This window comes from Marisediminitalea sp. (assembly GCF_984433645.1).
Window position 1 is genome coordinate 1 of sequence record NZ_CFIDRX010000138.1, and the last position, 11,516, is coordinate 11,516.

Consider the following 11,516-nt stretch of genomic DNA (forward strand, 5'->3'; position numbering starts at 1 on the left):
AGACGTTGATGAGGAAAATAATCCGCCAATATTGCTCGACTGGATGCCCTGGCACCACACTTACGGCGGGAATCAGAATGTACATCGGGTAATCAAAAGCGGTGGTACGCTGTATATCGACGACGGTAAACCGCTTCCAGGAATGTTTGAGAAAACCCTCAACAACATTAAAACCGTGCCCCTGAATTGCTATACCACCGTGCCAGCTGTATATGCCCTGTTGGTGGATGCGATGGAGCGCGACGACGCACTGCGGGAAGCGTTTTTCCGTCATATGGACTGGTGCAGCTACGGGGGCTCGGATATGCCTCAGGAAACCTTTGATCACTTCCAGCAACTGGCAATCCGCGAAACCGGAAAGCGCATCAGTATGATCACCGCACTGGGCGCAACCGAAAGCGCCGCGGTAACTACAATTGTGCACTGGGCAACCACCAAAATGGGCAGCATTGGTTTGCCAATCCCCGGCACGCAGTTGAAGTTAGTGCCCAAAGACGACAAATATGAGCTTTGCGTAAAAGGCCCGCAAATTACGCCCGGGTATTATCAGGCCGAAGCCCTCAATAAACAGGTGTTCGATAGCGAAGGCTTCTTTCACACCGGAGATGCCGTGCGCTGGCTGGACCCGGAGCAGCCGGAAAAAGGGTTGCAGTTTGCCGGCAGGGTAAGTGAAGACTTCAAACTGCTTAACGGCACCTGGGTACATACCAGTATGCTGCGAATCGATTTACAGAGTGTGTTAGCACCCCTGGTGTTTGATGTGGTGATCACCGGTCAGGACAAACCCTATCTGGGGCTGTTGATTTGGCTAAACGAAGACGTCGTAAAACGGGTCTTCGGCATGCTGGACGCCACAGCAGAAGAACTGGCTGCGCACCCTCGCGTGATCGCTCGAATTCGCCAGTCGCTTTACGAACACAACGTACAACACAGCGGCGCGTCTACCCGCATTGAGCGCGCCCGTATACTGACCACGCCGCCAAGTATGGATACCGGCGAGATGTCAGATAAACGTTCTATTAATCAACGAAAAGTACAGGTATTGCGCGCCAACGACGTTGCGGCTTTGTATGCAGACGAACCAGATGATAGCGTATTGTCTGATCTGCGCAGCCCGCAATCGCAGTCCGCCGTTTCACCTGTCGTGAATTAAGCCAATCAGGAATCACAATGCAAGCGAAGACCACTGAATTTTACATTAACGGGGAATGGGTAAAGCCCGGCACCTCGCATACGCGCAAGCTGATTAATCCTGCCACAGAAGCCGTTAGCGGCGAAGTGGCAATGGGGGAAAGTGCCGATGTTGATGCTGCCATTGCGGCAGCAAAAGCGGCGTTTCCGTCCTGGTCGGTTAGCCCGGTTGAAGACCGCATTGCGCTGCTCGAACGCATTATTGGCTGCTACAAAAAACGCTACGCCGATATTGTTCAGGCGATTACGCTGGAAATGGGGGCGCCTGTGTCGTTGAGCCAAAGTGCTCAGGCGGCGATGGGCATCGGGCATTTCTCTGCCACGCTGGAAATACTGAAGTCCTTTGAATTTAGCCATCAGCAGGGCACAACTGAAATCCGTAAAGAGCCCATTGGTGTGGTGGGTTTAATTACCCCCTGGAACTGGCCAATGAATCAGGTGGTGTGCAAGGTTGCACCGGCATTGGCTGCGGGGTGTACCATTGTGCTCAAACCCAGTCAGGATGCCAGCTTGAGTGCGGCTATTCTGGCTGAGGTACTGCACGAGGCGGGTGTGCCTGCCGGGGTGTTTAATCTGGTGCAGGGTTCAGGCTCCAAAATTGGTGATTACATGAGTCGCCACCCCGATATCGACATGATTTCTTTTACCGGCTCTACTCAGGCTGGCGCAGAAGTGAGTAAAGCGGCCGCTGATACTGTGAAGCGCGTTGCGCTAGAGCTCGGCGGTAAGTCGGCCAATATCATTTTAGACGACGCCGACATGACCAAAGCGGTGACCAATGGCATTAAAGCGGTGTTCGCCAATTCCGGGCAAACCTGTACGGCCCCTACGCGTATGCTGGTACCCAATAACAAAATAGCCGAAGTCGTTGCCATTGCCAAAGCCGTAGGCGAAGCATCGCAACATGCGGTAGGCGATCCGACTAACGACAAAACTGGCATTGGCCCGGTGGCACATCAACGTCAATTTGAAAAGATTCAGGCCATGATTGCCCAAGGCATCGAAGAAGGCGCAACCTTATTATGCGGTGGCACTGGCAAACCGGAAGGTCTGACCAAGGGCTTCTACGTAAAGCCGACGATATTCACCGATGTAACCAACGACATGACCATTGCCAGAGAAGAAATCTTTGGACCGGTTTTGGTGATGATTGGTTACCGGGATGATTCTGACGCGGTAGCCATAGCCAACGACAGCCCTTATGGCCTGAGCGGTTATGTGTCGGGTGCCGATACAGACAGAGTACGTCGTGTCGCCAGTCAGATGCGTACGGGTATGGTGCATTTGAATGGCGCCCAGCCCGACTTACACGCCCCGTTTGGCGGCTACAAACAGTCGGGTAATGGCCGGGAGTGGGGCGAGCATGGCTTGCAGGACTTCCTGGAGATTAAATCGGTACTTGGCTGGTACAAGTCATGACAGGCGGCGCCGCAGTACAGCTGCCGGACATGGCCTACGAGCTTATGGAAACCGGTTACCATGCGATGCTGAATTATCAGCATCGCGATTGGGGCAAAGGGTTTTCTACCGTTACCCTGCAAATTGAGCCCAAGCACCTGAACTTAGCGGGCGTGTTACACGGGGGCGTGCTGTCGGGCTTACTCGATATTGTGTGCGCACAGTCCGGGATTTACTTTCCTGACGAGCAGGTGATTCGCCGCTCGGTAACCTTGTCGCTCACCACAACCTTTACCGGTCAATGTAGCGAAGGACTGATCACTGCTTGTGGCAAAGTAAGAGCACAGGGTCGACGCATTTACAGCGCGTCAGGTGAAGTGAAAGACGCACAAGGAAATCTACTCGCCTTTGGCGAAGGCACGTTCCGCTACCGCAGTCAGGACCCGATACCGGCAAATAAGTAACCGGGATGTAGGTTGTAAGGTAATCAGAAAAACAAAAGCCGGGGGATGTAACAACATCCCCCGGCTTTTTTGTGCTTTGTGAATGATCGATGTAGCTAAGTCAGGCTTGGTAACCACAGTGCCAGTGACGGAAAGATCAGAGTGAGGATTAACACAATAATCAGCGCTGCAATAGGCATAAGCGCCCCCTTCATTACCGTGCTAAGCGGCATATTACCAATGTGCGATACCACATAAAGCACGCCACCCATAGGCGGTGTGATGAGCGCCAGGTTCACGTTAATCAGCAGCATTACCGCAATCCAGATGTTGTCCCAGCCCATGTGTGCAATGACGGGCACCAGCAACGGAATAACCAAATACATTAGCGCCAGTACTTCTAAAAACATACCCAGCACAAACAACACCAGATTAATAATGACCAGCAGCGCCATGGGCGAGATATCCATGCTGATAATAGCGCTTAACACTTCCTGCGGCATGCGCCCGAAGATCACGCTGTGGCCCAGAATTGCCCCGCCAATAATGATCATGGTGACCATGGCTGAGGTGACCGCAGCGGCCATGAGCTGTTCCCACAAGGATTTAAGAGAAAGGGTGCGATACACCACAAAGCCAATCACCATGCAGTACACCACGGCAACGGCTGCCGCTTCGGATGCGGTGAAAATACCCAGATAAATGCCGCCCAGAATAATTACCGGGGCCATGATCCCCCAGAAGGCTTCTTTTACGGCGTGGCGTTTCTTTTGTGACGGCTTATGAGCCGGCGAAGTGTGTTCAGCATGACCGGTGAACACCATAAACAGCGAATACAGCACAATCAGTAGCAAGCCGGGAATGACACCTGCCATGAACAGTTTGCTGATCGATTCGTCAGTAAGGTAACCGTACACGATCATCACAATACTGGGTGGGATCATGCTGCCCAGTGTACCGCCCGCCGTGATCGCAGCGGCAATTTTGGACTCTCCGTAACCGGATTTGCGCAGTTCCGGAATAGCAATTAAACCCATGGTCGACGATGACACAAAGCTCGACCCTGTCATAGCAGAGAACACGCCACTGCTGCCAATGGTGGCGACACCCAAACCACCGCGTAGCCGCCATAAAAACACCTCAGCGGCACTGAACAAACGCTTGCCCATACCGGTGGCGGAAATAAGCTGTGCAGCCAGAATAAACAGTGGAATCGCGACCAGAATGTCAGAGTCGATAGCCGAGTAAGCTTTATCTACCGCAATGTCGGTGGCTGTGTCCGGGCCCACGTAAGCGCTCAATAATAGAATAGCTAAAAAGCCCAGCCCGAATGCAACGGGTAAGCCGCTGAGTAGCACCAGCATAAATACCACAATACCCAGTAAAATCATTAACGTATCCATGACTTAGTGACTCCCCTGGGCAATGTTGTCTATGGTGTGACTTAAAAACTGCAGGCTCAGCAATACGCCGCTAATGGGCACCAGACTGGCTGGCAGCCATAACGGCGTTTGCATTAAGCCGGTACTGGTATCGCCCAGCGCGTACATGGCCATAGCCATGTCAGTGCCTTTCACCACAAACATCAGTGAATAACACAAACCCACCGCGTTGGTGGTAATGGTGAGTCGGCGGCGCTTGGCCGGCGACAACTTATCGACAAAAAAGGTAATAGCGAAGTGACTGTTCATTTGAAGTGCATACGCTGCGGCCAAAAAGCCAACGGCCATCATTAAGTAAACCGAGAACTCCTGAATCCAACTGCTGGACACACCGGTGGTGTAGCGCACTACAACCTCGTAGCTCACCACCAGGGCAAGCACTAATAAACAGAACGCGGCCAGCCACGCGCCGGCTTTGCACAGAGCATCAATGGTGTACTGAAACGAATAACGATGAAGTTGCATGAGTTACTCCTGAGACATAGCCGGTTGGGGTAAGTTAAGTTCGAGCAGGCGCTGGGCCTGAGGGCCATTGCGCTGAGCCCACTCCTGCCATACCTGTTGGCTGGCTTGCTGAATTAGTGAGCGTGTGCCAGCAGGTAGGGCGGATACCTTGCCGCCGTTCTCGCTGATCACCTGCTTAAAGTGTGCTTCCATGGCTGCTGATGCGCCAAGGGAGTAAGCTTTTTGCTTCTCGCCTTCTTCCAGCATGATCTGTTGGATGTCTTCAGGCAGTGAGTTCCATACGTCCAGATTTACCGTCATCAGCACAGTAGGAAAGCTCATGTCGGTAACGGTAACAAATGGGGCGACTTCGTGATTGCGCTGAAAATACCCGGTAACAATGGCGTTCAGCATGGCATCGGCCACACCGCGTTTCAGCGCCATGTATTGTTCACTTTGGGGAATTGAAGTGTCGGGCGCGGCCTCCAGTTTGTGAAGTAAGTCTGTCACCATAGGGCTGGTGGCCAACACGCGCAGGTTCTTAATGTCGGCAATGCCATCAATACCGCCCTGGGCGCTGAATACCTGTACACCGCCACTAAACGCCGGATAAACAAGCTGCAGGTTCTTCTCCTGCATGGCTTGCTGAATAATCGCCAACGACTCACCGGCATAAGCATTTGCGGCTTGTTCCATGGTGTCGTAGGCAAATGGCAAATACACCCCTTGCAACAACGGCACAGTAGCCATCAAACGCGGCTGCAATATGACGCCCATATCAATGAGCCCACGCGCTACCGCACGGTGCATATCTTTAGGGCCATACAGCTGCCCACCCGGATATTCTATGATTTGAATGCGACCCGCCGCCCGTTCGTTCACCGCTTCAATCCACGCATTGCGCGACTGCGACAGGTAATGTTTAGGCGGCCCCCAGGACGCTAGACGCAACACGCGTGGCGACTCGGCCTGGGCAAATGTAGGGATAAGCAATAAGCTTATACAGAGTCCAATAACACAGTGAGTAAATCTTTTCATTTCGACACTAAGTTTCGCATTGTGAAATTAATGTTTCATGTTATTCTTTTGTTGTAGCAAAAGTCAACGAAAAGTAACAAGTGATTTACAATGGTTTGAGGAGTGGGTGAGGAGTGGGTGAGGAGTATTGGGAAGTTGGTTTCATGCCAATCTAAGTTGGCGAGATAAGTGTTCTATATTTGTTGTCTCTGTAAGCCAAGTAAAGTTGGCTTTCTATTCTTGAAAAGTACATGGATTGGAATAAGTTGTGAAAACAAATGAGGAGGAAGTATGGCAGAACTTTCCAGTCAGTTAATCAGGAAGGGCAACCTTGCCTGACAGCGCCTTGTGCTGAAGTACTTCTTGGCTGAATTGCTTCATTTGAGCATGACTTACACCAGGCCGAAACATCGGGAAATAGGCATAAAGCAGCCTGTCATCTGCATCAAAATGCAGGGTGTAAATAAGCCGTCCCTTTTGGTTGGTAACGTCTTGGTGTCTTGCTACTGTATAAATCTGATTCAGTACCTGAAGCCAGCCATTACGCTCTGCCAGGATGACGATAAGTGTCTTATCCAGCAATACATCTTTGTATTGCTCTGTAAACATCGCTGGTCGATTAGACAAGCACCACCCAAGATACTGGTTTGCATCCAGCCCGGTATATTCGGTCAGTTCTTGCGGCCACTCATCACTTTGTTTTTTCCTGGCGATTGGATAAAACTTCAGGTTAATTTCATTATTCAGGTACAGCGCGTTATCGCGATAATGCCGCCAGTTAGACAGGTTTTCGCCTTCACTGGCAAATAAAGTCATGAGTTTGGGAATAATAACTCCCGGCCTTCCCAGTGAATAAGGCAGGCGCGTTCGTGTTTCCGGCTCCCAGGCTCCATCACGGTCCAATGTTTCGTTTAGGTGAGGGACAGACTGCATAGGCCCACCATCCTCAATGGTCAGAAATACGAACGGTGCATCACGCCGTCCATCTCGACGCACGAATTGCAATAATCTTTCCTGAACACTCTTCATAATTCACATTCCTTTTGTGATTCGTTTGCTGGCAACGGGCAGACGTCTATTCTGCCTATTCCATCATGATACAAAGCCACACTTAAATGGCCTAAACCGGTTCGGCTGTCATAACGCAAGTCGATTGCTGGTTGGCAAGCAACTTGACGAGCAGAGGAAACACTGTGTTCGCATAGCAATATTCCATCAACAAATGCGGGTAAGGCCCATGACTCAGGCAGGCAATTACGCACTGCCAGTTCTGACGTGCCGATTGAGATCCCAACCGACACAATTAAGCTGACCTTGTGACGCAGCGCGAGTTCCTTGAGTCTCTGCGCAATCGACTTTGTATTGGTCTCACTAAGCCAGCTTTTATCAGTGACACCTTCTATTATCACTACTTGTATTTCAGGGTTATAGGAGAGTGTTTCTTCGAGCGTTTTTATGTAATATTCAAACGCGCTTTCGGCTGCTACTGCAGTATAGAGCGCATTGAGTTTTCGTATCTTTTCTAAGCATTCATTAACGGCCCACCATTGGGCGTCAGTGAACCTGGCTTTGAGCACCTTTGATACCGGTAGCTCTAATTCTCGCCCGACGACCTCACACATAAAATGTCTCACCCTCGTCCTATCACCCATGAACAACGTTTGCTTATTTTCGTTGTGAGACTGGATAGCCAGCGCTCTGGCAACGGCATCAAAATGCGAGGACACTTGTCCGGCTACAATAAACACGTCGCCAGGTTGTAGTTCACCGATGGCGGCTTCAATAGTAAAGCAGCCTGCCCCGGCTGATTTGTTTCTTAGGTTCACCATGCATTCCCAGTAATCCAATAGTGATAGTAAGCTGGTAGCGGTGTCTTGAACGCCGTTTGATGTTGCGAGTTGTATTGTCATTCGATTTTCCTATAGGTAGAGCTAGACCCAGTCAGATTCAACATCGCGGTTTTAGAAGTTCGCTTAATACAAAGTGATTTATAAAATACTGATTTTAAGGTTTATATTTTAGTTCTGAGAAATCCTAGGTTTGATGGTTTTTTGTCAGTTCTGAATATCTTTATCGAATGCTGTTTTATGGTTATCTGGTATTTTGTACTTTTTTGTACGAAATTTGTTCTTAGTAAACAGCCAAGTTCAACAAACCTAATTAAAAGGATTTAAGTGACAGGAGTGTGCGATTCTAAGCTAAACGAACTGCGTTACGAATCACTCGAAAGTAGTGCAATTTGCCTGGTGCTGGTCATAAGGAATGTGTATGAATCAAACTATTGTTAAAGCCGTAATTACTGTTTTTGCTCTGTCTGGTTTTGTGTCTTGTACTTCCACACAAGAAGCTTTGTCTGGCTTTAAGCCTTATGTGTATGTGGTAACTAACGGCAAAGATCCTGAGCCGTTGTTAAAGGAACTGGGCGAGAAGTACTATTGTGAAGATGGGGTAATTACCTCTGACAAACTCAATAAAGCTTGTTGTGTCGAAAAGTCACTGGCGCACAAAACGATGAATTCACTAGTTCTCTGGCCGCCCCCCCGTTGCCCTGGCGAAAGATCTCATTGTTATCGGTAAGGTCACTCTGACTGCTATTGCGGTATTCTTCCGGGGCGGTACACCGTCCTAATCGTCTGTGTTTTTACACTGGCAGGCATCGATAACGATGCGGCCAGTTTGATAAATAAAAAGCTAAGAATTATTTTTTGGAGCCTCGCCGGAAATCTTTCTGCAGCTACTTTCTAATATTCAGCAGCAACGCTTCATCCACAATGCCGTTATTTAAAAATCATGCCCTCATTTTCCCGTTTTATTTTAGAGATTGTAAATCAAAGATAAAAATACAGTTGACAGGTCAGATTGAGAATCAAAGTTACTCAATTGACCAGAGTCGCTTTTATACTTCGCAAACACTAACTTAACTTCCCATGCACGACTGACTCTGTAGGCAATTTCTCCATCCAACTCCCGTCCAATCGCAGGCGCACCATTAATTCCTTCAAAATGATGATAGGTTAAGCCCCACCTTACTTTACCAATTCTACCGCGATAGCTAAGTGAAAAGTCAACAAGTCCGCCGTTGGGATTGTAGTCGGTGAATACATCGGCCCATCCTTGAAATTTGTGATTTGTTCCGAGGGAAGTAGCAAAAGGTAATCCTCCGTCTTCACCTATATATTCAGTAGTTAGTTCTACAAGATGACTTTTGTATTGCACGCTCCCCTGCAGCATTGAGTAATATGTTGCGTAATTTACGGGATTATTTGAGTTGCCTTGCTGAAACGCACCTTCTATTCGCCAAGTGTATTTATACAGATCTGGTTTTATAGATTGTTCTAATAGAACGCCAAATGTACGACTACTAAATAAGGGGAGTGATTTGTTATCTAGTATGTAAGCATAGCCAACCAATGAAGTTGTATTTGAAAGACGATATCGCCCTCGCAGTAAATGACTGTTATGGTGATGAACCCCTAACTCTGCTGCTGGTCTCAAACTTTGAGAATTAAAACGAATGTCGTTTTTTGATAAATATATATCCGCTTTAGCTCCAAAAATGCGATTAACCTTGTTCACATATGAATAATCGAATGAAAATCCTACTAGATTTTCGAATCGAAAAGTTAAAGCATCAAATGACTGACTTTTTTGCCAAAACTCTATAGAACCAACATGACGTTCGTTATCGTAGAAAATTGATTGACGGCCTATTTTTAGCTTCAATTCAGGCATCAAATAAGCAGTTAATGCTAAGTTGTTAACATTAAAGCCAGTCGCTTCTGGGATCGGGCTTGTGTCTCTTTTTACGACAACCGAATTGTAGCTTCCGTCATTAAAAGAATAGACATGATCTAGTTGAATATCTAACTGAATATCTGATCTGAACTGAATATTTGTATCTGCTCTTACTTTTAAGGTTGAGGCAAATGCATTACCTCGATTATCGTCTAATACTTGATGAGCCCTATACCTAAATGCAGGCTCAAATGATACTTTTGGAACAGTTTGTGCGACAACTTGCTCGGTACAGCAAAATAATAACCAAGCTAAAAGTAACATTTTTGATTGTAGATCAAACATTTTCATTTCCACTAGGTAAACGAATGCATAATCCTTTTGAAATGACAGTATTCGATGGTTCGCCAAATGGAGAACCTCCTTGCTCTTCAACGGTAAGGAGCAGAGAATCTGAGTCTTTTATCAATCGCCATTCTGCTTCACTAAGTTCTCGCTTTTGCGTTAACTTTTCCATATCTACAACTCCCAAGCTTCTGGCGATATTGTCTGTCTTAGATACTACCCATAATTCGTAATCTTGGTTAAGTGCCAATGGCTTTAAGTCGAGAATTTCCAAAGCAAGCTCTCGACTGGAACCGTACGTCGTGGCAACAAGTGTTGGATGCTGTTCCGAGCTTAACACCGCAATATAACTCAAAGGTACAGTTTGAACCGTAGATGAATTCCAAAACGAAGCAGCAAAAATCAAGAAACATAATACGAATGTCAACTGCCATTGTTTTTGTATATGAACGACCGCAAATAACTTTTTTATGAGCCGACTTTCATCGGGTATAACACTATTGGTATCGGCTTCATTATTAATGGCTTTCTTTATCTTTTTCCAAGTAGCAGCTTTTGGTGGGATTTCCTTTGTGTCAGAGTTTAAGGGAAACATTTTTTCTTCCCAATGGCTAATTGCGCGACTCAACATGCAATGTGGATTTTTTTTGATTAAGCGGTCTACTCGCTTTTTCACTTGCGATGACAAATGTCCTATCACATATTGTGACGCTAAATGATTTACAATTTTTTTGTTTTCATATCTCTTTATTGGTCCAGACATGTTTGCAACCTCGCTAATCCTCGACGCAATATAGACTTCACCGCATCCACAGATTTTTGTAGTTTTAACGAGATTTCGTCTCTGCTATAGCCAAAATAATATGCCATTAAGACCGATTGGTGTTGTTCTACATTGAGTACATCCAAACAATTTTTTAACAAATCTGTATTTTCTATTTTCGAATATGTATTTTCCGAGACTAGAGATAGCTTTGACAAATCTTCAACACCCCAATCAACCATCTTTCGTTCTAATCGATTGGACTCTTTTCGAACGTAGTCATATGCCCTATACCGAACTATCGATGTCATCCAGGTCATTGGTTGTGCTAGCGTTGAATTATACTCAGTGCTGTTTTTCCAAATCTGAATAAAGGCTTCTTGGGTTATTTCATTTGCAATGTCCACACTATTCACAATACGATATGCAACGCCATTCAGTTTTGCTGCACTCAGTTCGTAAAGCTCTTTAAATGCTACCTGATCGCGTATTGCCACCTTTGCTAGTAAGTCACTTAGCTGCGCGGTTTTTTCATTGTCCACAGAGTTACCTATAAAGTTCTGAAGAAGTAGCCAGGTTCAACTGGCTACATCCTTAGTTAAAAGTACAAATGTGTTTGTAAAAACAGGTTTTCACTTGCGCGTTCAGGTCGTTGTGGAATACTGTCGCTGACCCTTACTCCTCCCCTAAACTGAATGTTTGAGATGGGCGCGTATTCTACAATCACGGAATATCTGG

At 47.2% G+C, this 11,516-nt stretch carries 12 protein-coding genes; 4 read left to right on the top strand and 8 right to left on the bottom strand.

Annotated elements, in window-relative coordinates:
• From AC4MRN_RS15475 to AC4MRN_RS15485, 3 genes are all read left to right on the top strand, one after another.
• Positions 1-1,153 (top strand): AMP-binding protein (locus AC4MRN_RS15475; RefSeq protein ID WP_491203777.1); only part of this gene is annotated, 1,153 nt, incomplete at its 5' end.
• A 17-nt stretch (positions 1,154-1,170) separates the two neighbouring features.
• Positions 1,171-2,610 carry an aldehyde dehydrogenase family protein gene (locus tag AC4MRN_RS15480; protein WP_491203778.1) on the top strand — a complete coding sequence of 480 codons (1,440 nt, stop codon included), beginning with the start codon at positions 1,171-1,173 and terminating at the stop codon, positions 2,608-2,610.
• Positions 2,607-3,053, top strand: coding sequence for a PaaI family thioesterase (locus tag AC4MRN_RS15485; protein ID WP_491203779.1), 447 nt, complete (start codon positions 2,607-2,609; stop codon positions 3,051-3,053). The genes AC4MRN_RS15480 and AC4MRN_RS15485 overlap by 4 nt, the downstream gene beginning before the upstream one ends.
• Positions 3,054-3,148: 95 nt before the next feature.
• On the opposite strand, the gene AC4MRN_RS15490 is transcribed toward AC4MRN_RS15485, so the two are convergent.
• From AC4MRN_RS15490 to AC4MRN_RS15510, 5 genes are all read right to left on the bottom strand, one after another.
• Positions 3,149-4,435, bottom strand: a complete 1,287-nt coding sequence (locus AC4MRN_RS15490; protein ID WP_491203780.1) for a TRAP transporter large permease — start codon at positions 4,433-4,435, stop codon at positions 3,149-3,151.
• Between the two features lie 3 nt (positions 4,436-4,438).
• Complete coding sequence (locus AC4MRN_RS15495) at positions 4,439-4,939, bottom strand: TRAP transporter small permease (protein WP_255052026.1); 501 nt, start codon at positions 4,937-4,939, stop codon at positions 4,439-4,441.
• Positions 4,940-4,942: 3 nt separating this feature from the next.
• The gene (locus AC4MRN_RS15500; RefSeq protein ID WP_491203781.1) at positions 4,943-5,956 is read right to left on the bottom strand and encodes a TRAP transporter substrate-binding protein; all 1,014 of its coding nucleotides are present in this window, start codon (positions 5,954-5,956) and stop codon (positions 4,943-4,945) included.
• 291 nt (positions 5,957-6,247) lie between these two features.
• A complete protein-coding gene (locus tag AC4MRN_RS15505) occupies positions 6,248-6,964 on the bottom strand; it encodes a hypothetical protein (RefSeq protein ID WP_491203782.1) in 717 nt (238 codons plus the stop codon).
• A complete protein-coding gene (locus AC4MRN_RS15510; protein WP_491054807.1) occupies positions 6,961-7,845 on the bottom strand; it encodes a hypothetical protein in 885 nt (294 codons plus the stop codon). The genes AC4MRN_RS15505 and AC4MRN_RS15510 overlap by 4 nt, the downstream gene beginning before the upstream one ends.
• Positions 7,846-8,203: 358 nt before the next feature.
• Here AC4MRN_RS15510 and AC4MRN_RS15515 point away from each other — a divergent pair, with 358 nt between their 5' ends.
• A complete protein-coding gene (locus tag AC4MRN_RS15515; RefSeq protein ID WP_491203783.1) occupies positions 8,204-8,512 on the top strand; it encodes a hypothetical protein in 309 nt (102 codons plus the stop codon).
• 237 nt (positions 8,513-8,749) lie between these two features.
• On the opposite strand, the gene AC4MRN_RS15520 is transcribed toward AC4MRN_RS15515, so the two are convergent.
• Genes AC4MRN_RS15520 through AC4MRN_RS15530 form a run of 3 tightly spaced genes read right to left on the bottom strand, consistent with a single transcriptional unit; the run spans position 8,750 to position 11,320 of the window.
• A complete protein-coding gene (locus AC4MRN_RS15520; RefSeq protein ID WP_491203784.1) occupies positions 8,750-10,015 on the bottom strand; it encodes a hypothetical protein in 1,266 nt (421 codons plus the stop codon).
• Positions 10,008-10,778 (bottom strand): anti-sigma factor, encoded by a 771-nt coding sequence (locus AC4MRN_RS15525; protein ID WP_491203785.1) that lies wholly within the window; start codon positions 10,776-10,778, stop codon positions 10,008-10,010. Before AC4MRN_RS15525 ends, AC4MRN_RS15520 begins: the two co-directional genes overlap by 8 nt.
• Positions 10,763-11,320: an RNA polymerase sigma factor gene (locus AC4MRN_RS15530; RefSeq protein ID WP_491203786.1), complete on the bottom strand. Its 558-nt coding sequence runs from the start codon at positions 11,318-11,320 to the stop codon at positions 10,763-10,765. The genes AC4MRN_RS15525 and AC4MRN_RS15530 overlap by 16 nt, the downstream gene beginning before the upstream one ends.
• Between the last annotated feature and the right edge of the window lie 196 nt (positions 11,321-11,516).

Excerpts from the sequence above, each read along its gene's own strand:
- AC4MRN_RS15480 (WP_491203778.1), top strand. The coding sequence starts at position 1,171 with ATGCAAGCGAAGACCACTGAATTTTACATTAACGGGGAATGGGTAAAG.
- AC4MRN_RS15485 (WP_491203779.1), top strand. The coding sequence starts at position 2,607 with ATGACAGGCGGCGCCGCAGTACAGCTGCCGGACATGGCCTACGAGCTT.
- AC4MRN_RS15490 (WP_491203780.1), bottom strand. The coding sequence starts at position 4,435 with ATGGATACGTTAATGATTTTACTGGGTATTGTGGTATTTATGCTGGTG.
- AC4MRN_RS15495 (WP_255052026.1), bottom strand. The coding sequence starts at position 4,939 with ATGCAACTTCATCGTTATTCGTTTCAGTACACCATTGATGCTCTGTGC.
- AC4MRN_RS15500 (WP_491203781.1), bottom strand. The coding sequence starts at position 5,956 with ATGAAAAGATTTACTCACTGTGTTATTGGACTCTGTATAAGCTTATTG.
- AC4MRN_RS15505 (WP_491203782.1), bottom strand. The coding sequence starts at position 6,964 with ATGAAGAGTGTTCAGGAAAGATTATTGCAATTCGTGCGTCGAGATGGA.
- AC4MRN_RS15510 (WP_491054807.1), bottom strand. The coding sequence starts at position 7,845 with ATGACAATACAACTCGCAACATCAAACGGCGTTCAAGACACCGCTACC.
- AC4MRN_RS15515 (WP_491203783.1), top strand. The coding sequence starts at position 8,204 with ATGAATCAAACTATTGTTAAAGCCGTAATTACTGTTTTTGCTCTGTCT.
- AC4MRN_RS15520 (WP_491203784.1), bottom strand. The coding sequence starts at position 10,015 with ATGTTTGATCTACAATCAAAAATGTTACTTTTAGCTTGGTTATTATTT.
- AC4MRN_RS15525 (WP_491203785.1), bottom strand. The coding sequence starts at position 10,778 with ATGTCTGGACCAATAAAGAGATATGAAAACAAAAAAATTGTAAATCAT.